Raw genomic sequence first — 20,112 nt, forward strand, 5'->3', positions numbered from 1 at the left:
GCGCGGCTCAGACGCGGGTCAGCGCCCAGAGCCCCACGGCATAGCAGGCCAGCGCGAGCAGCAGGAGCGCGACCGCCACCTTGGCGGGTGGGCCGGGACGGCGTGCGGGGAGGGCGCGGTGGCTGCGGCGCGTGGGCTCCTGCGAAATCCCCTGCCCGGGAGGCGGAACCTGGGGGACCTGGGCGGTGTACGAAGCAGTAGAGGCGTCGGCACGCTGATGCGGTGCCGGATTCATGGCCTGGGCGGAGTACGGCGGCGCGTGCGGCGCGTGCGACCGGGAGGAGGGCAGCACATGGGTGGGGTCGTGGGGAGAGACGTAGGCGGGCTGCTGCCGGCCGCCGTGAGGTGCCTGCTGGACGCTGTCACGGGGCTGCTGCGCCCGGGACGGCCGGGCTTGTGGCGCCGGGGTCTGTGGCGCCTGTGCGTCGGCCTCCTGGGCGTGCGGCGGCACGGGCGTCTGTTCGGCGGGAGTCCGGACGGAGGAGACGGTCGCCTGCGGGGGCGGCAGATGGAAGCTGCCGGTGTCCGACATGGAGGGCGGCCCGGCGGGGACGTACGGCTCCTGAGCCGGCTCGGCGCCCTGACGGGGAGCGGCGGGAGGCGCGCCGTCCGTGGACGGTACGGCGCCCGCGTCCGACGCGGACGGCGCAGAGGAGCCATCTGCCTCAACGGGCCCATCCGGAGCCTCACTTGTGCCGGTGCGGGAGGCGGCGTCCCTCCCTCGCCCGCCCGCGACACCGGGCGCCGGTTCGAGGGGCCCGGCGGGGCCGAAGCCGGGCGGCAGTGGCCCGAGTTGGTCGAAGATCTCGATCAACTCCTCGTCGGGGCCCGGCTCCGGCAGCAGCTCGGCGGCGGTGGCGAGCGCCTTGCGCACCCCCGTGGCCGTGCGGAACCGGGCCTGCGGGTCGGGCTGCAGCAACGTGGCCACGACTTCCCACAGAGGCTCGGGGATGTTCTTGGGGGCGTTGGGCGTCCCGTGTTCCGCGAAGTACTGCACGAGCGCCTTGGCGTCCGGCTTGGCGCCCTCCAGCAGATACAGCGCGACCAGCCCTACGGCGAACAGGTCGGCGGGGAAGTCCGGTTCCGCGCCCATCATCTGCTCGGGCGCGAGATAACCCGGTGTGCCCACCACGAGGTTGGTCTCCGTCAGGCGCGGCTCGCCCAGCCGCATGGCGATGCCGAAGTCGGACAGCCGCAGCCTCGGCCGGCTCGTGCCGGTCGCTTCCAGCAGCACGTTGGCGGGCTTGATGTCACGGTGCACGACGCCTTCCCCGTGCACCGCGGCCAGCCCCGACAGCAGCTGGTCGAGCAGGGTGCAGACATAGGCCGGGGGCAGGGGGCCGTAGTCCCCGATCAGATGGGCCAGGGAGCCGCCGGCGACGAGATCCATGGTGAACAGGACCTTGTCGTCGTCGGCGGCCCAGCTGGCAGGTGCGAGCACATGGGGGTGATCGATCCGGAGCGCCTGCTCGCGGACGAAGCGCAGCAAGGAGTGCGCGTCGCTCTGCTGCAGCACCTTGGCGGCCACATAGCGGCGACGGCGGTGGTCCCAGGCGCGCCAGACGGCACCGACCCCTCCGCGTCCGATCGGGTCGACCAGTTCGTACCGGCCGGCGAAGACCTCACCCATGGCTGTGCGTCGCTCCTCCCCCTGCGGCTACCCCCTTGCTTGCCCTTCGACGAGCGATACGACTCCCCTCGTGGCCCCCTCACGTCGTTCCCGACGCGTGTGACGAGTGATACGGCACCCCGGCGCTTCTCCTGCACCGTCTGTCCTGCACCGTCTGTCCTGCACCGTCTGTCCTGCACCGTCTGTCCTGCACCGTCGGCCCGGCTGCCGAACCCCCTTCGGCGACCGGGCCCCGGGCTCAGCTCTGGTGCGCCTGGTAGTGCGTGACCGCGTCCGAGGTGCGGCCGGCCCCGTACACCCGGAGGAACTCTGCCAGCTCCGGATGGCTCGGGGCGAGAGTGTCCGCGGCGTCGATGATGTCGCCCGCGGCGGCCACCGAGCGCAGCAGCGACTGGATCTCACGAACCACCCGCTTGACCGTGGGCGCCCCCGAACTGCTGGTCGTGGTCGTGGTGTTGCTGAGCACCGAGCCCCCCTGCGACTTCTTGATCTCTTCCATGCGCTCGGTGGCCTCGGCCGCGCTCACACTGCCGTCCGCGACCTGCCCCGCCAGGTCCTGCAGCAGCTGCACCCGCTGTACGACGGCCGGGTTGCCGATCTTCGCCCGCTGGCCGCTCATCAGCTGGGACAACATCGGCGCCGACAGGCCCAGCACCCCCGCGAGACGGGCCTGGTTGAGGCCGAGATCTTCTATGAGCTTACGGAAGAGCGCCCCCAGCGGCTCCCCGTACCAGTTCCGCTGCAGTTCCCGCGCTCTTGCGGTGGCTTCCTGCTGTGCGGCGTCCATTGCGTCTCCCCATCGCTTCCCCAAGTACTGTGGTTCGCTGTAGCGAACCACGCCGAGCATCTTACGAAGCGTGGTGGTTCACGGGGACCCCCAATCTTTTTGCGAGATCCCCGGGGTGACCCGGTACTCTGGTCTGCGGCGCCCGCCGGTACGCGGTTTTTCCGGGGGGATGCTCCCATTCCGGGGCCTTAGCTCAGTTGGTAGAGCGCTGTCTTTGCATGGCAGATGTCAGGGGTTCGACTCCCCTAGGCTCCACTCCAGAAAGCCCCTCCACCTGCCAAAACGCAGGGGGAGGGGCCTTTGCGCGTCCCGGTCCGCAGAACGGGTTCCGGCCGAGCCGGTCCCGGCGGGCGGCCCCGGCTGGTCCCGGCGGACCGCCTCAGCCGGCGCCGGCACCGACCTCGGCACCGGTCTCGGCTCCCGCATCGCCTCGGGCGCCGGTCCGGACGTCGTCCCGTGCGGTCGTGGTCGCCGGATCCGTGACGCCCTCCGGGCGCAGCCGGGCGATGGTGGCGGGGTGGGCGACGGACGGCAGGATGTGACGCCACATCACGGCGACGCGTCCGCGTAGATCGGCCCGCCGGTTGATGGCCTCGGACACCAGCTGGACGCCGGTGAAGGTGGCGACGATGAACTCCGCCGTCTCCCTGGGCTCGACCTGGGGCAGCACCTCGCCCTGCTTCCGCCCCTCGGCCAGCAGCCGGGTGGTCAGGTCGAACCAATCGCCCCACGGATGGGTGCCGTTGAAGAAGACGCCTTCTATGGACAGCCGCGTCCCGGCCCGGGCGATGGCGTCGTGGCGCAGGACATGCGCGAACTGGTGCGTGATGTCGATGACCGACTGAAGGGGGGAGAGCTGGGCCTCCACACTCACCAGGCCGGTCTGCTCGTCCATGATCGCCTGGGCGAGCGACTCCTTGGAGGGGAAGTGGAAGTACATCGCGCCCTTGGTGACGTTCGCCCGGCGCAGGATCTCCGAGGTGGCCGCGCGTTCGTAGCCGTACTCGGCGAACACGCTCGCCGCGGCTTCCACGATCGAGCGCCGTGTCTGCAGCGCGCGAGCCTGCTTGGCCATTTCTTTCCCTCCGAGCCGTAGTTCTGCGCCAACTCTACCGGACCAACCGGTCTGTTTCCGGTGACTGTTCTCCGAGGTCGGAGAAGTGGCATACGCCGCCCCTGGCCGCACGTCTTGACCTGCTGTTGAGACGAGCCGCCGAGCCCGCTTCGCGGTTTCGCCGGTCGAGAAGAGACCGCTTGGTCTGTTTCTGGCGCGCTTGCGTACGAAGTGGCAGTCGTCGTTCCATCTGTGGGTGCACCTCAACCGTGGAGACAACCAGAAAGAGCGCGGACCCGCACCCGTACGTACGACCGACGCGGTCCTCGTCGTCGGCGGCACGGGATTCATCGGTTCCGCGGCCCTGCGGGAGCTCACCGGCCCGCGGCACCGGCCCAACCGGGTGAGAGCACTGGTCAGACGGATACCGGAGGGCTCAGAGGCGGTGACCGGTGTCGAGTACGTCACCGGCGACCTCACCGACCCGGCCTCCCTGCGCGGGGTCTGCGACGGTATCCGTACCGTGCTCCACTGCGCCTCGTACATCGGCGCCGACGAGGAACGCTGCCGGGCGGTCAACGCCGACGGCACCCGCGCCCTGCTCGCCGAAGCGGATCGCGTCGGGGGCCGGCGCACCGTCCTGGTCAGTACCACCGCCGTCTACGGCGCCGGGCCGCACCGCGACCTCACCGAAGACGCATGTCTCCCCGTACCCGCCTCGCCCACCAGCCGCACCCGGCTCGAGGCCGAGCAGGCAGTCCTCGCCGCCGGCGGCACGGTGCTCAGGCCGCCGCTCGTGTACGGCGCCGGCGACGTGTGGGTGGTCCCCTCCATCGCCGAACTGCTCCGGCGCGTGCCGGCGCTGCCCGAGGACGGCACGGCCAGGCTGTCGCTCGTGGCGGTCGGCGATCTGGCCCGCCTGCTGGCCGCCCTCGCCAGCAGGCCCGAACGCGTCCCGCACGGCACCGTCCATCACGCCGCCCACCCGCACGCACCCACCCTGCGCGAGTTCGTCTCTCTGCTCGGCGACACGCTCGGCCTGCCCGTGCCCTCGAAGGGGCTCCCCCTCGGCGACTACCTGGCCCGTCTGCGCGAGGCGCCCGGAAAGGTCAGCGCGCACCAGGCCGGTCTGCTCGCCGAGGACCGCTGGTACCGCTCCACACTCTGGTCCCGTATCGACTGCGGCACCGGACCGGGGCACAGGGCCCGGCTGGACGAGGCGGCGGCGTGGTACCACGGCGTCCTCACTCCGCGGGTGCCCGCGCTGTCCTCCCCGAGCGACACCGCGCCCGCGAGTGGCCCAGAGTGATGCGACGGCTGCGTTTCACGTGAAACACAGCCCTGGAGAACAATCCCGGAACACCGTGAAGGACGAACCCGGAACACAGCCGTGGGACGGAAGACCCTCAAGTCTTCCGTCCCACGGAGATTCCGGCACGGAGGAGATCACTGGCCGTCGTCGTGCTTCGCGGCCTCCTCCTCGGCCTGCTTGGCCTGCACCTCCGGGTCCAGCACCGACTGACCGCTGCCGCTGCCGTCCACCGACGCCAGCCGACCCGACTCCGGAACCTCCGTCGCCGCGGGCGGCTCCACCAGCCAGTCGGGGTTGGCCTGCTTGTCCCACCACTTCCAGGCGGTGAAGGCACCGCCCGCCAGAGCGCCGAACACCAACAGGAACTTCACGGCACGGCCGGCCTTCGCGCGCCGCTCATGCCTGCGGACCAGCTTCTCGATCTCCTTGGCCGAGATCTGACCGCGCAACGCGGCCAACGCCGCGGCGCCGCGTGCAGTGGCCTCGTCCCTGACGGGCCCGGCCGCGGCGACCGCCTGCTCCAGCCTGGGCCGGGAATACTCGGCGGCCTGCCGGGCGGCGAGCCGGGTGCGGATCGCGGCCTCATGGGCGGCCTGGTCGACCTTCGGCGGCACATGCGTCAGGGCCTGCTCCAGGCGCGGAGCGACATGGGCGTCGTACTGGACGCGGGCCTGGTCCGCGGCCAGTGACACCTTCGGCGCGAGCCGTACGCGTGCCTCGTGTGCGTAGTGTGCGGCCCGGTCCTTGGCCGTGTCGGCGTAGGGCGCCACCACTTCCGCGGCGTGCAGCACGCTGTCCTTCGCCGAACCGGTCGCGGCGCGCACGCTGTCGATGCGGGTCACGGGTTCCTCCTCCTCGGTGGCGTACGGTATTTCGACTTTCCACCCTTTTAGGGATCATGCCTCCCAACAGACGCCGGGGCATGCGAGGGCGGGCATCCGGGTCATGCGAACCGACTCCGGACCAACCCCGATCAAGAGCTGATCAAGAGCCGAGCGAGTCCATATAGAGGATGAATACGGGGCAACAGGCGCTTGTCGTCGACAATGCCACGGATCGCCGCCGAGCGCCCCCGGCCCGGACGTACTCGACTGCTTTACTGCACCCGACTTCCCCATATGCGCATCCGTAGACCGGCGTCATGCGCATCCGCAGACCGGCGTCGGGCCACGGATGACGGGGCCGTGCGAGGATCAGGAGGTCACACGAGGACAACGGAAGGCACATCGTGGCCGAGCAGCTCTACGCCACCCTGAAGACCACCAGCGGCGACATCGAAGTCCGGCTCCTGCCGAACCACGCGCCGAAAACGGTCCGCAACTTCGTCGAGCTCGCCACGGGCGAGCGTGAGTGGGTCAACCCGGCGACGGGGCAGAAATCCACGGACAAGCTGTACGACGGCACAGTCTTCCACCGGGTGATCAGCGGGTTCATGATCCAGGGAGGCGACCCGCTGGGCAACGGCACCGGCGGTCCCGGCTACCAGTTCCCCGACGAGTTCCACCCCGACCTCTCCTTCAACAGGCCCTACCTGCTGGCCATGGCCAACGCCGGCCCGGGCACCAACGGCTCGCAGTTCTTCATCACTCTCGCGCCCACGACGTGGCTCAACCGCAAGCACACCATCTTCGGCGAGGTCACCGACGCCGCCAGCCAGAAGGTCGTCGACGCCATCGCCGCCACCCAGACCAATCCGCGCACCGACCGCCCGCTCAGCGACGTCGTCATCGAGTCGGTCGTCGTGCAGACCCGCGAAAGCTGACTCACCGCGGAACCGGGAGCCGGACACCCCGCAGGGCAGGAACCAAACGCCCCGCTCATCCGTAAAGATGGGCGGGGCGGTGCATATGCGCACGGCGCACCAACGACGACGTAGGGGAAGTCATGGACCAGGCGCCAGGGAGCCCGCAGGGCCCGGAGGATCAGGGACCCCAGCACGCCCGGAGTCTGCCCGGCTGCTACCGCCATCCCGACCGCGAGACCGGGATCCGCTGCACCCGGTGTGAGCGCCCCATCTGCCCGGAGTGCATGGTCAACGCATCCGTGGGCTTCCAGTGCCCCGAGTGCGCCCGTGGCGACTCCGGCACGGGACACTCTCCGGCCGCCTCCCGGCCCCGGACGATCGCCGGGGGCACCGTGGCCGCCGACCCGCGGCTGGTCACCAAGATCCTCGTCGCGATCAACGTCGCGGTGTTCATCGCCGTGCACGTGCGCCCTTCGTTCCTGGACCACCTGGTGCTCATCGGCGAGTGGCCCCCGGCCCCGTACCACCCCACGCAGGGTGTCGCGGCGGGCGAGTGGTACCGCCTGGTGACGTCGATGTTCGCGCACCAGGCCGTGTGGCACATCGGCTTCAACATGCTCAGCCTGTGGTGGATCGGCGGCCCGCTCGAAGCCGCCCTCGGCCGCGCCCGCTACATCTCGCTCTACTTCGTCTCGGGCCTGGCGGGCAGCGCCCTGACCTACCTGCTCGCCTCGCCCAGCTCGGCATCGCTCGGCGCCTCCGGCGCGATCTTCGGTCTCTTCGGGGCGACCGCGGTGCTGATGCGCCGGCTCAGGTACGACATGCGGCCGGTCATCGCGCTGCTGGTGATCAACTTGATCTTCACCTTCGGCTGGAGCAACATCGCCTGGCAGGCCCACATCGGCGGCCTCGTCGCCGGTGTGATCACCGGCTACGCGATGGTGCACGCCCCGCGTGAGCACCGCGCCCTCGTGCAGTACGGCACCTGCGCGCTGGTGATGATCGGTGTCGTGGTCATGACCCTGCTCAGGACGGCTCAGCTCACCTGACGTGCGCAGTTGTCCACAGCGGGTGTGCGAATCTTGTGCATAGCGCGCGGACACAGCTTCGCCCCCTGTCACTGACCGTATTTGCGCAGGTCAGACAGGGGGCGAACATGCGTACGAAGGGACGTGTGATGGTCGTACCGGCGTCAACGCCCGACGGGTTATCCACAGATCGTCGTTCTTTATCCCCAGGGGCTCTGTGGATTCCTGCAAGGCTGTGGATAACTCAGCGGATAGCCCTGGGCAGAGCAATGTTCACCGGTTCGTGGCGGTGGCTTCGGCCGCTGCCCCCACTGCTCGGCTGCTACTTCCACTGCGTGGAGACGCCGAATCCGGCGGCGATGAAGCCGAAGCCCACCACGATGTTCCAGTTGTGCAGCGTGTCGATGGGCAGCGAGCCGTCGCTGACGTAGAAGACGACGATCCAGGCGAGTCCGATGATGAACATGGCCAGCATCACGGGCGCGACCCACGCACGGCTGTGCAGCTTGATGCTGGCCGTCTGCTTCGCCGGTGGCGGCGTGTAGTCGGCCTTCTTGCGGATACGTGACTTCGGCACGAGGGTCTCTCCTGTCGATGCGCTGCGTGGCCGCGCAGGGAACTGTGGCTGGCTCCGGGGCAGCGTACAAGGGGACTCTTGGGCTCCTCCAGGCGTCAGTTAGCGTAGTGCTTCCGCGGCGCCGAAGGAGATAAGGGTACGTTGAGCAATTCTGCCGACTCCCCCGAGTCCGGATCCAGCCCTGAGCGCAAGCGGGGTTTCCGTCCCGTGCGGGTGCTCACGGTGGCCGTCTTCGCCCTCGCGGGGCTCATTTTCTTCACCAGCTTCGACACGGCCAAGGGCACCAATATCCGCACGGACACGTCCTTGCTGAAGCTTTCCGACCTCATCCAGGAGCGCAGCCGCAAGAACGGCGAACTGGACGATTCCAACGCCCGTCTGCGCCACGACGTGGAGTCCTTCGCCGAGCGTGACGACGGCAGCAGCAAGGCGCAGGACGAGAAGCTCGCGGGCCTGGAGAAGGACGCGGGCACGCAGAAGGTCAGGGGCGAGGCGATCACCGTCACGCTCAACGACGCCCCGCCGGACGCCACCGCCAAGCTCCCGGGCTACCCCGATCCGCAGCCCGACTACCTGGTCATCCACCAGCAGGATCTGCAGGCGGTGGTGAACGCGCTGTGGGCGGGCGGGGCCAAGGGCATCAAGGTGATGGACCAGCGGCTGATCTCCACCAGCGCCGTGCGCTGTGTGGGCAACACCCTGATCCTCCAGGGCCGGGTCTACTCACCGCCGTACAAGATCACGGCGGTCGGGGACCCCGACAAGCTGAACGAGGCGCTCTCCGCGTCCGCCGCGATCCAGAACTACATGGTGTACGTGCATGTCTACGGTCTCGGCTGGAAAGTCACCCAGGACGGGACGGTGACTCTGCCCGGCTACTCGGGCACAGTGGATCTGCATTACGCCCAGCCCGTGGAGTGAGCCGATCCGTCTCGGGAGCTGCCGGTGCGCCTCGTCATCAGGACCGTCAGCGAACTGTGCATCACCGTGGGTACGCTGATCGTCCTGTTCGTCGTCTACATCCTGTTCTGGACCGGTGTCAGCGCCAACGGCGCGATGAGCCACCAGATCGACGTCCTGCACCGCCAGTGGGCCAGGCAGACCGCTCGCCCCGCGGCGAGCGCCGCGGCCGGCGCCTCGGCGAGCCCCCCGAAGACGGCGCCGTACGCGGCGGGGAAGCCCTTCGCGATCATGTACATCCCGCGGCTTGGTTTCACGTGGAACAAGCCCGTGCTGGAGAACACCGAGGTGAGCACGCTCAAGAAGGGACTCGGGCACTACGCGGACACCGCCCGGCTCGGCCAGGTGGGCAACTTCGCCGTCGCCGGGCACCGGCGCACGTACGGTGATCCGTTCGTGGACTTCCCCGAGCTGCGGCCCGGTGACGCGGTGGTGCTGACCGACGGGACGACCTGGTTCACGTATCGGATCGACAAAGGCCCCTACAAAACCGTGCCCACGGACGTTGAGGTGATCGACCCTGTGCCACGTAAGTCGGGGTATACGCGCGAGGGCCGCTATCTCACGCTGACCACGTGTGATCCGGAATGGGGACACAGCCATCGCCTGATCGTGTGGGGACACCTTGATTCCACACAGCCTGTGGAGGCAGGGAAACCAGCGGCTCTGCGCCGTTAGTCTGGTGCGGGTACGGCGTGCATCTGGTGCCGTGACGGAACGGAAGGGACGGCATGTACGGCTGGATCTGGCGGCATCTGCCGGGGAACGCGTGGCTGAAGGCGCTGATCTCCCTCGCGCTGGTCCTGCTGATTGTCTACATCCTGTTCCAGTACGTCTTCCCGTGGGCCGAACCGCTGCTGCCCTTCAACGATGTGACGGTGGACAACCAGTGAGTGCGCGGATTCTCGTCGTCGACAACTACGACAGCTTCGTCTTCAACCTCGTTCAGTACCTGTACCAGCTGGGCGCCGAGTGCGAGGTGGTGCGCAACGACGAGGTGTCGACGGCGCACGCCCAGGACGGCTTCGACGGGGTGCTGCTGTCGCCGGGGCCGGGCAGGCCGGAGGAGGCGGGCGTCTGCATCGAGATGGTGCGGCACTGCGCGGCGACCGGTGTACCGGTCTTCGGAGTGTGCCTGGGCATGCAGTCGATGCAGGTGGCGTACGGCGGCGTGGTGGACCGCGCGCCGGAGCTGCTGCACGGCAAGACCTCGCTGGTCGAGCACGAGGGCAAGGGGGTTTTCGCCGGTCTGCCCACGCCCTTCACCGCGACCCGCTACCACTCCCTCGCCGCCGAGCCGCGGACGGTGCCGGCCGAGCTGGAGGTCACGGCCCGCACGCACGACGGGATCGTCATGGGTCTCAGACACCGGGAACTCCCGGTGGAGGGCGTGCAGTTCCACCCCGAGTCGGTGCTGACCGAGCACGGCCACCGGATGCTGGCCAACTGGCTGGCGGAGTGCGGCTACCAGGACGCGCCGGCGAGGTCGGTGGGGCTCGCCCCGGTGGTGGGCAGGGCCACGGCGTGACCGCGCTGCGCCCCGAGCGCGAGTCCGGCACCTCGTACGGGCAGGAGCCGTACGAGGGGTCCGGTGCGTTCGAGGGGTCCGGTGCGTTCGAGGAGTGGTCCGTCGGGCAGCAGGCGTACCAGCAGCCGGCCGGTGAGACCGCGTACCTGCCGCCCGCCGGTGACACCACATACCAGCCGCCGGCCGATGAGACCGCGTATCTGCCGCCCGCCGGGGAGACCAGGCATCATCCGTCCGGCGACGAGACCGCGTACCTGCCGCCCGTGGACGAGGAGACGGTGGCGCTGCGGATACCGGAGCTGCCGGACAGCGGCTCCATATCGGCTTCTGCCGCCTCAGCCGCCCCATCCGCCACAGGAACCACCACGGGTGGCCGTGCGGCCCGCAGAAAGGCCGCCAAGCGCCGTCATGGGCGCCGTGGGGGGCAGGCGGCCGGTGCCGCCACGTCGGGATCGGCTTCGGCTTCGGCTTCGGCTTCAACGTCATCTTCGACTTCGACGTCACCTTCGGACGCCGGTGATGCGACCGCACAGGCGCCCCTCTCCCGCGTCGAGGCGCGGCGGCAGGCCCGTGCCCGAAAGCCCGGCCCGGCGGTCATCGCGAGCAGGGCGATAGGCGAGCTGTTCATCACCACCGGCGTGCTGATGCTGCTGTTCGTCAGCTACCAGCTGTGGTGGACGAACGTCCGGGCGCACGCGGCGGCGGACAAGGAGGCCAGCAGTCTCCAGAACGACTGGGCGAGCGGGAAGCGCGCGCCGGGCACGTTCGAGCCGGGGCAGGGCTTCGCGATCCTCCACATCCCCAAGCTGGACGTGGTCGTACCGATCGCCGAGGGTGTCAGCACCGAGAAGGTGCTCGACAAGGGCATGGTCGGCCACTACAGCGAGGGCAGGCTGAAGACGGCGATGCCGTCCGCCAAGACCGGCAACTTCGCGCTCGCGGGCCACCGCAACACCCATGGCGAACCGTTCCGGTACATCAACCGGTTGAAGAAGGGCGACGAGGTCGTCGTCGAGACGCAGGACGAGTACTACGTGTACAAGATGACGTCGACGCTGCCGGCGACGTCGCCGAGCAACACGAGCGTGATCTCGCCCGTGCCGCCGCAGTCGGGCTTCACCAAGCCGGGGCGGTACATCACCCTGACGACCTGCACTCCGGAGTTCACCAGCAAGTACCGGCTGATCGTCTGGGGCAAGATGGTCGAGGAACGGCCGCGCAGCAAGGGCAAGCCGGATGCGCTCGTCAAGTAGGGGCGGATGAACGTGGCAGCGACCACCGACGGCACTGGCACTCAAGGGGACACGGACGCGCACGCGGGGCCGTCGGCACGCCGCCGGCGCCCCGGCCCCGTCGCGATGGTGGTGAGTGTCTTCGGTGAACTCCTCATCACGGCGGGCCTGGTCCTGGGTCTGTTCGTCGTCTACTCCCTGTGGTGGACGAACGTCGTCGCCGACCGCGCGGCGAACAAGCAGGCCGACAAGGTGCGCCAGAGCTGGGCGCACGAGAAGGACACCGGCCCCGGCGCCCTGGACACCAGGAACGGCATCGGCTTCCTGCACGTGCCGGCCATGAAGAACGGCGAGGTCCTGGTCGAGAAGGGTACGTCGACGACGGTCCTCAACGAGGGCGTGGCCGGCTACTACACGAAGCCGGTGAAGGCGACGCTGCCGATGACGGGCAAGAAGGGCAACTTCACCCTCGCCGCCCACCGCGACGGCCACGGCGCGAAGTTCCACAACATCGACAAGCTGAAGAAGGGCGACCCGATCGTCTTCGAGACGCGGGACAAGTGGTACGTCTACAAGGTCTACGACATCCTCGACGAGACCTCGAAGTTCAACGTCAAGGTCATCGCGCAGGTCCCGAAGGAGTCGGGCAAGAAGAAGGCCGGCCACTACATCACGCTGACGACGTGCACGCCGGTGTACACCTCGCGGTACCGGTACGTGGTGTGGGGGGAGTTGGTGCGGGTGGAGAAGGTGGACAGCAAGAGGACGCCGCCGAAGGAACTGCGCTGAGGTAGGGCGCGTACCGCCTGCACCGGACGACGGGAGGGACGAGGCGACGACCGTCGGCGGGAGGGACGAGGCGACGACCGTCGGCGGTCAGGCCGATGACGTCGCCGCCGCGGTCCCCGCGCGTCGGCAGGGAAGACGATGGGCCCCTGCCGGGAGAACCGGCAGGGGCCCATCGCAGATCAGAGTCAGCCGCCGGCTCCACCGAAGAAGTTGGTGCCGCCGTTGTTTCCGCCGTTTCCGCCGCTCACGGTGACGAGGTTGACCGGGGTGCCCTGGTTGACCGTGCTTCCCGGGGGCGGGTTCGAGTTGAGGACGATGGCGTTGTCGTCCTGCGAGCCCTGGATGTTGCCCACCTGCAGATTCGCCTGGGCCAGCAGGTTCTTGACGTCCTTGAGCTTCTGGCCCTGAATGTTGGGAACCTGCGTCTGCTGGTTCTGCGGGGCCTTGCCGATCTGGATGTTCACCGAGGAGTTCTTCTTGACCTGGGTGCCCGCCTGCGGGTCGGTCGAGACGACCTTGCCGACCTGGTTGGGGTCCTGGGTGTCGACCTCGGTGCAGTTGCCGTTGAGGTTGTTGGCCGTCATCTGAGCCTTGGCCTCGTCACAGCTCCGGCCGGTGACGTCCGGAACCTGGACCGTCTCCGGGGCCTTGGCGATGGTGAGAGTGATCGTGGAGCCCTTCTGGACTTCCTTGCCGAGTCCCGGATTCTGGTCCAGGACCGTGTTCGGCTGCTCCGAGGACTCCTGCGTCTTCGTCTCGACGTTGAACTTGTACTTGTCGGCCTCGAGGATCTGCTTGGCCTCGTCGAGGCTCTTACCGAGGACACTCGGCACGGCCACCTTCGGCGCGCCCGTCGACACCACGAAGTTGACCTCGGTGCCCTTCTTGACGTCCGAGTTCTTCGCCGGGTCCTGGGAGCAGACGTTGCCCTTCGACTGGTCCTCGCACGGCTGGCGCTTGATGGTGCCGACCTTCAGGTCGCTGTTGTTCAGCAGCTGCTTGGCGTCGGCCTCGGACTGGCTGACCAGGTTGGGCACGGCGACCGTGTCGTTGCCGACGCCGCCGTTGCCACTGAACGCCCACTTGCCGATCAGGATCGCGCCCACCAGTACCAGGATGCCCGCGACGATCAGCAGGATCGTCGAGGTGTTGGTCTTCTTCTGGCGGCGGCGGTCGGGGCGGTCGTCGTAGCCGAAGCCGCCGTCGTCCGGGTTCATCGGGGGCAGCATCGACGTCGCGCCGCCGTCCGCGGAGCGCAGGGCCGTGGTCGGCTGGTCGTCGGGGTATCCGCCGTAGCCGACCGAACCCATCGCCGCCGTGGCCGCGACGGGCTGGCCGTCGAGGCACGCCTCGATGTCGACGCGCATCTCGTCGGCGGACTGGTAGCGGTAGTTGGGGTCCTTGACCAGGGCCTTCAGTACGATCGCGTCCATCTCGGGCGTGATCTCGGGGTCGAAGACCGACGGGGGCTGCGCCTCTTCCCGTACGTGCTGGTAGGCGACCGCGACCGGGGAGTCCCCGACGAACGGGGGCCGCACGGTCAGCAGTTCGTAGAGCAGGCAGCCCGTGGAGTACAGGTCGGAGCGGGCGTCGACCTGCTCGCCCTTGGCCTGCTCGGGCGAGAGGTACTGCGCGGTGCCGATGACCGCCGCGGTCTGCGTCATCGTCATGCCGGAGTCGCCCATGGCGCGGGCGATGCCGAAGTCCATCACCTTGACCTGGCCGTTGCGCGTGAGCATGACGTTGGCCGGCTTGATGTCGCGGTGGACGATGCCGCTACGGTGGGCGTACTCCAGGCCCTGGAGGATGCCGATGCACATCTCCATCGCGCGTTCGGGCAGGAGCTTGCGGCCGGAGTGCAGGAGCTCGCGGAGCGTGGAGCCGTCCACGTACTCCATGACGATGTATGGGATCGAGACCCCGTCGATGTAGTCCTCGCCCGTGTCGTAGACCGCGACGATCGCGGGATGGTTGAGCGAGGCGGCCGACTGGGCCTCCCGGCGGAACCGGGCCTGGAATGAAGGGTCGCGCGCGAGGTCCGCGCGCAGCGTCTTCACCGCCACCTGGCGCCCGAGACGGGTGTCATGCGCGAGGTACACCTCCGCCATGCCACCACGACCGAGCACCTGGCCCAGTTCGTACCGGCCGCCGAGGCGACGCGGCTCTTCCATAGCTACCTACCAGCCCTCTCCGTGGGTCCCGGCCGTCACTCGTGTGGCGCCGGAGGCTGCCGTCCGGGCCTACCGTACCCGGATCGCATTGTGTGACCTGGCCGAGCCCGTCACCCGATACAGGACCGGTATCGCAACGTGCACCGATGTGAAGGGGACGTGAGCGGGGTCACTTCTTGGACTTGATGACCGCCTCCATCACGCTCTTGGCGATGGGCGCCGCGAGGCCGCCGCCGGAGATGTCGTCACGGTTGGCGTTCTCGTCCTCGATGACCGTGGCCACGGCCACCGGCGAGCTGCCGTCGGGGAGCTTGGCGTAGGAGATGAACCAGGCGTAGGGGTTCTTGCTGTTGGCCACGCCGTGCTGGGCGGTACCGGTCTTTCCGCCGACGGTGACGCCCGGGATCTGCGCGTTGGTGCCGGTGCCCTTCTGGACGACCGTCTCCATCATCGACTGCAGGATCTGCGCGTTCTTCGACGACAGGGGCCGGCTCAGCTCCTGCGGGTCGGTCTGCGCGACGGTGTCGAGGTTCGAGGACTGCAGCTTGTCGACCATGTACGGCTTCATCAGCTTGCCGTCGTTGGCGACCGCGGAGGCGACCATGGCCATCTGCAGCGGGGTCGCCGCGGTGTTGAACTGGCCGATCGAGGACAGCGCGGTCTGCGAGGAGTTCATGTTGTCGGAGAACACCGAGGCGGCGGAGCGCACCGGCGTGAACTGCTCCTGGTCGAAGCCGAACTTCTTGGCCTCGCTCAGCATCTTGTCGTTGCCGAGGTCCGAGCCGATCTTGCCGAAGACGGTGTTGCAGGAGTACTGCAGCGCGACCCGCATGGTCGCGTTCTTGCAGGGGATGTTGCCCTCGTTCTTCAGCTCGGTCGTGGTGCCCTTCATGATGTAGGGCAGCGGCGAGTCGGTCTTGTCGTCGGCCGAGGTGTACAGCCCGTTCTCCAGCGCGGCGGCCGCCGTGACCACCTTGAAGGTGGAGCCCGGCGGGTAGGTCTCGCGCAGCGCCCGGTTGAGCATCGGGTCGGCCGGGTCGTTCTTCTTCTGCAGCTTCTGCCAGGCCTTGGCGTCCGTGTTCGTGGAGTTCCCCGCGAAGGACGAGGGGTCGTACGAGGGGTAGGAGGCCAGGGCCAGGATCTTGCCCGTGGACGGGTCGATCGCGACGACCGCGCCCTTGCCGCCCTGCTTCTTCAGGCCGTCGTACGCGGCCTTCTGCGCGGCCGCGTTGAGCGTGGTGACGACGTTGCCGCCCTGCTTCTGCTTGCCCGTGATCATGTCGAGGGTGTTGCGGAAGAAGAGCCGGTCGTCGGTGCCGGTGAGGATGCCGTCCTCGATGGACTCCAGCTGGTTGGCGCCGAAGGCCTGCGAGGCGTAGCCGGTCACCGGCGCCCACATCGGTCCGTTCTTGTACGTGCGCTTGTACTCGAGGTCGTTCAGGCCGCTCTTGCTGGTCTTGGTGGAGCCGGTGATCGGGTCGCCGTCGACGATGATGTCGCCGCGTGGGATGGAGTAACGGGCGATGGTGACACGGCGGTTCTTCGGGTCGTCCTTGAGGCTGTCGGCCTTGACGTACTGGAGCCAGTTGTCGCGCAGCAGCAGTGTGAGGACCAGCAGGCCGCAGAAGATCGCGATCCGGCGCAGAGGCTTGTTCATGACGGGCGGACCACCTGGGTCATCTCGGCATCAGGGTTGCCTGCGGGTGCGGGCGCTGGGCGGCGGGCGGTGTCGCTGATGCGGATGAGGATGCCGATCAGGGCCCAGTTCGCGAGCACGGAGGAGCCGCCGTAGGCCATGAAAGGCATTGTCATACCGGTCAGCGGGATGAGCCCCATGACGCCGCCGGCCACGACGAAGACCTGGAGTGCGAAGGCGCCGGACAGGCCGACGGCGAGCAGCTTGCCGAACGGGTCGCGGGCGGCGAGGGCGGTGCGCACGCCGCGTTCCACGATCAGGCCGTAGATCAGCAGGATCGCCATGATGCCGGCCAGGCCGAGCTCCTCGCCGAAGGTGGCGAGGATGAAGTCGGAGTTGGCGGCGAACCGGATCAGGTCGGAGTGGCCCTGGCCGAGCCCGGTGCCGAGGGTGCCGCCGGAGCCGAAGGCCCACAGGGCCTGCATCGACTGCTCGGAGTGGCCGACGACGCCCTGCTGGCTGAGCGTGTACTCCTTCATCGGGTCGAGCCAGGCCTGGACACGCTGCTGCACGTGCGGTTCGAAGCTGGCCACGCCGACGGCGCCGGCCGCGGACATCAGCAGACCGAAGACGATCCAGCTGGTCCGCTCGGTGGCGACGTACAGCATGATGACGAACATTCCGAAGAACAGCAGTGAGGTACCGAGGTCGGTCTCGAAGACCAGGATGAGGATCGAGAGCACCCAGACGACCAGGATGGGACCGAGGTCGCGGCCACGCGGCAGGTACAGGCCCATGAAGCGGCGGCTGGCGAGGGCGAGCGCGTCGCGCTTCACCATCAGGTAGCCGGCGAAGAAGATGGCCAGGGCGATCTTCGCGAACTCACCGGGCTGCAGGGAGCCGAGGCCCGGGACGCGGATCCAGATCTTGGCGCCGTAGATGTTCGCGCCGAGGCCGGGGACCAGCGGCAGGATGAGCAGCACCAGGGCGACGAACATCGAGATGTAGGTGTAGCGCTGCAGGACGCGGTGGTCCTTCAGGAAGATCAGCACGACCACGAACAGGCCGATGCCCAGCGCGGTGTAGAGCAGCTGACGGGGCGCGGCCTGGAAGTAGTTGGGCAGTGACTGCAGCAGCTTCGACTGGTCGAGGCGCCAGATCACCACCAGGCCGAGGCCGTTGAGCAGGGTGGCCAGCGGCAGCAGCATCGGGTCGGCGTAGGGCGCGAACTTCCGTACGGCCAGGTGACCGACGGCCGCGAGCAGGCCGAGTCCCAGTCCGTAGCTCAGCAGGCCGGCCGGTACCCGGCCGTCGATGGCCAGGCCCACGTTGGCGTAGGCGAACACGGGGATGGCGACCGCGAACACCAGCAGCGCGAGCTCGGTGTTGCGCCGGCTCGGGGCGCCGATCGCGCCGATCGTGGACGTGTGGTGCGTCGGTGTGTTGGTAGTACTGCTCATCGTGTGACAGGGCCTCTCACGGCTTGCCTACTGCTTACCGCACAGCGAGACGACCTTCTGCTCATCCTCCGAGAGGCTGGGGCCGGGGCTGGGGGTGGGAGCGGTCGCTGACGTGGACGGGGTCGGTGAGGTCGAGGGGCTCGGTGATGCCTTGGACGTGAGGGAGGCCTTGGTGGTTCCCTTGGTGCCGCCCGCCTGGCCCGCGCCGGTCTTCGAGCTGTTCTGGCTCTCGGCCGCCTGACGCTCGGCCTCCTTCTTGCACGCGGAGGCCTGCACGGCCAGGTCGTCGATCTTCGACCGGGCCTCGCTCAGACCGCCCTCGGCGATCGTGTTCCTGACCTGCTTCTGCTGGTACGGCGGCAGGTACTTGAGTTCGATCTCGGGGTGGTCCTTCTCCACCTTCGACAGCGAGACCCAGGCCAGGTCCTGGCTGATGCCCCGGTACAGCGCCACGTGTTCGTCCTTGGCGCCGACGTAGTACTGCGTCTGCGTCCAGCGCCAGCCGCCGTACAGGCCACCGCCGATGACGGCGAGCGCGAGCACGATGTAGAAGGATCTCTTCGCCCACTTGCGGCCCTTGCGGGGCTTGACGAAGTCGTCTTCGGTGTAGTCGCCGAAACTGCCCGCGGGGATGTAACCGGTGGTGTCGCCGGAGCCGGGCGGGCCGAACTCGCCGCCACCGCCCTGTCCGGGCACCTGCCGGCCGAGGCCGGAGGCGCGGCCCGCGGGGGTCTGCATGATGCCGTTGTCGTGCAGCTGGTGCTGGTTCTCGGCGACCGCGCCGACCACGACCGGGGTGTCGGAGAGCTGCCCGGCGAGGGTGTCGGAGGTGTCCAGGTCCAGCACGTCGGCGACGATGACCGTGATGTTGTCGGGGCCGCCGCCGCGCAGCGCGAGCTGGATCAGCTCCTGCACGGTCTCCTGGGGGCCCTGGTAGCTGGCGAGGGTGTCCTCGAGGGTCTGGTGGGAGACGACTCCCGACAGGCCGTCGGAGCAGATCAGGTACCGGTCGCCGGCCCGTACCTCACGGATCGACAGGTCGGGCTCGACGTGCTCGCCGCTGCCCAGCGCCCGCATCAGCAGGGACCGCTGGGGGTGGGTGGTGGCCTCTTCCTCGGTGATGCGGCCCTCGTCGACCAGCCGCTGCACCCAGGTGTGGTCCTGGGTGATCTGGGTGAGGACGCCGTCGCGCAGCAGGTAGGCGCGGGAGTCGCCGACGTGGACGAGGCCGAGTCGCTGGCCGGTCCACAGCAGGGCGGTGAGCGTGGTGCCCATGCCCTCCAGCTGCGGGTCCTCCTCGACCATCGAGCGCAGCTGGTCGTTGGCGCGCTGCACCGCGGTGCCGAGGGAGGTGAGGATGTCGGAGCCCGGCACGTCGTCGTCGAGCGCGACGATGGTGGAGATCGCCTCGGAGGAGGCGACCTCGCCGGCGGCGGCGCCGCCCATGCCGTCGGCGATCGCGAGCAGGCGCGGACCGGCGTATCCGGAGTCCTCGTTGCCCTCGCGGATCATGCCTTTGTGCGATCCGGCGGCGAAGCGCAGTGACAGACTCATGCGCACCTCGCCCGTCGGCTCCGGATACATCCGCACGGTGCCCACCCTCCGGTCGGGAGCGCGCCGAGGCCCGTGGTGGGGGCCGCCGCTGCGTGCTCGCTCCGCTCGCGCCTAATCATGATGTAGCACTACTTCCGCAGCTCGATGACTGTCTTGCCGATGCGGATCGGCGCGCCCAGGGGAATCGGCGTGGGGGTCGTCAGCCGGCTCCGGTCGAGGTACGTGCCGTTGGTGGAACCCAGGTCCTCGACGATCCAGTTGCCGTCGCGGTCCGGGTAGATCCTGGCATGGCGGCTGGAGGCGTAGTCGTCGTCCAGCACGATCGTGCTGTCGTGTGCCCGGCCCAGGGTGATGGTCTGGCCCTGCAGGGCTACGGTCGTGCCGGTGAGGGTGCCCTCGGACACGACCAGCTTGGTGGGGGCGTTGCGGCGCTGGCGGCCCCCGCCGGACTGCTGGCGCTGCTGCGGCGGCGCGGCCTGCTGCCGGGCGGCCTGCTGCGGGCGCCCGCTCTCGCGCCTGGACCCGCGCTGGGTGACACGCGTTCCGAACAGGTCGCTGCGGATGACCTGCACGGCCACGATCACGAACAGCCACAGTACGGCCAGGAAACCCAGCCGCATGACCGTGAGGGTCAGCTCTGACATTGCCCC

The 20,112-nt window shown here is 68.9% G+C and carries 19 protein-coding genes and 1 tRNA gene; 10 read left to right on the plus strand and 10 right to left on the minus strand.

Annotated features, from left to right (window positions below; genetic code table 11):
* Window positions 1-7: 7 nt before the first annotated feature.
* Window positions 8-1,630, minus strand: coding sequence for a serine/threonine-protein kinase (locus ACJ9NR_RS20365; protein WP_412494003.1), 1,623 nt, complete (start codon window positions 1,628-1,630; stop codon window positions 8-10).
* A gap of 238 nt (window positions 1,631-1,868) precedes the next feature.
* Window positions 1,869-2,417: a helix-turn-helix domain-containing protein gene (locus ACJ9NR_RS20370; protein WP_384269150.1), complete on the minus strand. Its 549-nt coding sequence runs from the start codon at window positions 2,415-2,417 to the stop codon at window positions 1,869-1,871.
* A 182-nt stretch (window positions 2,418-2,599) separates the two neighbouring features.
* On the opposite strand from ACJ9NR_RS20370, the gene ACJ9NR_RS20375 reads away from it, so the two are divergent.
* A tRNA-Ala gene (locus tag ACJ9NR_RS20375) sits at window positions 2,600-2,672 on the plus strand.
* Window positions 2,673-2,796: 124 nt separating this feature from the next.
* Here ACJ9NR_RS20375 and ACJ9NR_RS20380 read toward each other — a convergent pair.
* Window positions 2,797-3,492, minus strand: a complete 696-nt coding sequence (locus tag ACJ9NR_RS20380; protein ID WP_412494004.1) for a ScbR family autoregulator-binding transcription factor — start codon at window positions 3,490-3,492, stop codon at window positions 2,797-2,799.
* A 235-nt stretch (window positions 3,493-3,727) separates the two neighbouring features.
* Between ACJ9NR_RS20380 and ACJ9NR_RS20385 the strand changes: the two genes are divergently transcribed.
* A complete protein-coding gene (locus tag ACJ9NR_RS20385; RefSeq protein WP_412494005.1) occupies window positions 3,728-4,780 on the plus strand; it encodes an NAD-dependent epimerase/dehydratase family protein in 1,053 nt (350 codons plus the stop codon).
* Window positions 4,781-4,917: 137 nt separating this feature from the next.
* On the opposite strand, the gene ACJ9NR_RS20390 is transcribed toward ACJ9NR_RS20385, so the two are convergent.
* Window positions 4,918-5,625, minus strand: coding sequence for a DUF5324 family protein (locus tag ACJ9NR_RS20390; RefSeq protein ID WP_412494006.1), 708 nt, complete (start codon window positions 5,623-5,625; stop codon window positions 4,918-4,920).
* 386 nt (window positions 5,626-6,011) lie between these two features.
* On the opposite strand from ACJ9NR_RS20390, the gene ACJ9NR_RS20395 reads away from it, so the two are divergent.
* Window positions 6,012-6,545, plus strand: coding sequence for a peptidylprolyl isomerase (locus ACJ9NR_RS20395; RefSeq protein WP_412494007.1), 534 nt, complete (start codon window positions 6,012-6,014; stop codon window positions 6,543-6,545).
* A gap of 122 nt (window positions 6,546-6,667) precedes the next feature.
* Window positions 6,668-7,576, plus strand: coding sequence for a rhomboid family intramembrane serine protease (locus ACJ9NR_RS20400; RefSeq protein ID WP_412494008.1), 909 nt, complete (start codon window positions 6,668-6,670; stop codon window positions 7,574-7,576).
* Window positions 7,577-7,877: 301 nt separating this feature from the next.
* Here the strand turns inward: ACJ9NR_RS20400 and crgA are convergent, their stop codons facing one another.
* Entirely contained in the window at window positions 7,878-8,132 is a 255-nt protein-coding gene (gene crgA, locus ACJ9NR_RS20405) for a cell division protein CrgA (RefSeq protein WP_412494009.1), read from the minus strand.
* A gap of 141 nt (window positions 8,133-8,273) precedes the next feature.
* On the opposite strand from crgA, the gene ACJ9NR_RS20410 reads away from it, so the two are divergent.
* Genes ACJ9NR_RS20410 through ACJ9NR_RS20435 form a run of 6 tightly spaced genes read left to right on the plus strand, consistent with a single transcriptional unit; the run spans window position 8,274 to window position 12,641 of the window.
* Window positions 8,274-9,053, plus strand: a complete 780-nt coding sequence (locus ACJ9NR_RS20410; protein ID WP_412494010.1) for a DUF881 domain-containing protein — start codon at window positions 8,274-8,276, stop codon at window positions 9,051-9,053.
* 24 nt (window positions 9,054-9,077) lie between these two features.
* Complete coding sequence (locus tag ACJ9NR_RS20415; protein ID WP_412494011.1) at window positions 9,078-9,770, plus strand: class E sortase; 693 nt, start codon at window positions 9,078-9,080, stop codon at window positions 9,768-9,770.
* A gap of 53 nt (window positions 9,771-9,823) precedes the next feature.
* A complete protein-coding gene (locus tag ACJ9NR_RS20420; RefSeq protein WP_412494012.1) occupies window positions 9,824-9,985 on the plus strand; it encodes a hypothetical protein in 162 nt (53 codons plus the stop codon).
* The gene (locus tag ACJ9NR_RS20425) at window positions 9,982-10,620 is read left to right on the plus strand and encodes an aminodeoxychorismate/anthranilate synthase component II (protein WP_412494013.1); all 639 of its coding nucleotides are present in this window, start codon (window positions 9,982-9,984) and stop codon (window positions 10,618-10,620) included. Before ACJ9NR_RS20420 ends, ACJ9NR_RS20425 begins: the two co-directional genes overlap by 4 nt.
* Window positions 10,617-11,873 (plus strand): class E sortase, encoded by a 1,257-nt coding sequence (locus ACJ9NR_RS20430; protein WP_412494014.1) that lies wholly within the window; start codon window positions 10,617-10,619, stop codon window positions 11,871-11,873. Before ACJ9NR_RS20425 ends, ACJ9NR_RS20430 begins: the two co-directional genes overlap by 4 nt.
* A 6-nt stretch (window positions 11,874-11,879) precedes the next feature.
* Window positions 11,880-12,641 carry a class E sortase gene (locus ACJ9NR_RS20435; protein ID WP_412494015.1) on the plus strand — a complete coding sequence of 254 codons (762 nt, stop codon included), beginning with the start codon at window positions 11,880-11,882 and terminating at the stop codon, window positions 12,639-12,641.
* Between the two features lie 185 nt (window positions 12,642-12,826).
* Here ACJ9NR_RS20435 and pknB read toward each other — a convergent pair whose 3' ends face one another.
* The 5 genes from pknB to ACJ9NR_RS20460 all read right to left on the minus strand — a co-directional run bounded on the left by pknB (window position 12,827) and on the right by ACJ9NR_RS20460 (window position 20,106).
* Window positions 12,827-14,812, minus strand: a complete 1,986-nt coding sequence (pknB, locus tag ACJ9NR_RS20440; protein ID WP_412494016.1) for a Stk1 family PASTA domain-containing Ser/Thr kinase — start codon at window positions 14,810-14,812, stop codon at window positions 12,827-12,829.
* Between the two features lie 169 nt (window positions 14,813-14,981).
* Window positions 14,982-16,469 carry a peptidoglycan D,D-transpeptidase FtsI family protein gene (locus ACJ9NR_RS20445; RefSeq protein WP_412494017.1) on the minus strand — a complete coding sequence of 496 codons (1,488 nt, stop codon included), beginning with the start codon at window positions 16,467-16,469 and terminating at the stop codon, window positions 14,982-14,984.
* Window positions 16,466-17,908, minus strand: coding sequence for an FtsW/RodA/SpoVE family cell cycle protein (locus ACJ9NR_RS20450; RefSeq protein WP_412494018.1), 1,443 nt, complete (start codon window positions 17,906-17,908; stop codon window positions 16,466-16,468). The genes ACJ9NR_RS20445 and ACJ9NR_RS20450 overlap by 4 nt, the downstream gene beginning before the upstream one ends.
* Window positions 17,909-17,935: 27 nt before the next feature.
* Window positions 17,936-19,492 (minus strand): Stp1/IreP family PP2C-type Ser/Thr phosphatase, encoded by a 1,557-nt coding sequence (locus ACJ9NR_RS20455; protein ID WP_412494108.1) that lies wholly within the window; start codon window positions 19,490-19,492, stop codon window positions 17,936-17,938.
* 98 nt (window positions 19,493-19,590) lie between these two features.
* On the minus strand, window positions 19,591-20,106 hold the full coding sequence (locus ACJ9NR_RS20460; protein WP_412494019.1) for an FHA domain-containing protein FhaB/FipA: 516 nt from the start codon (window positions 20,104-20,106) through the stop codon (window positions 19,591-19,593).
* Window positions 20,107-20,112: the final 6 nt, after the last annotated feature.

The organism is Streptomyces sediminimaris (assembly GCF_047049295.1).
GTDB classification, from domain to species: domain Bacteria; phylum Actinomycetota; class Actinomycetes; order Streptomycetales; family Streptomycetaceae; genus Streptomyces; species Streptomyces sediminimaris.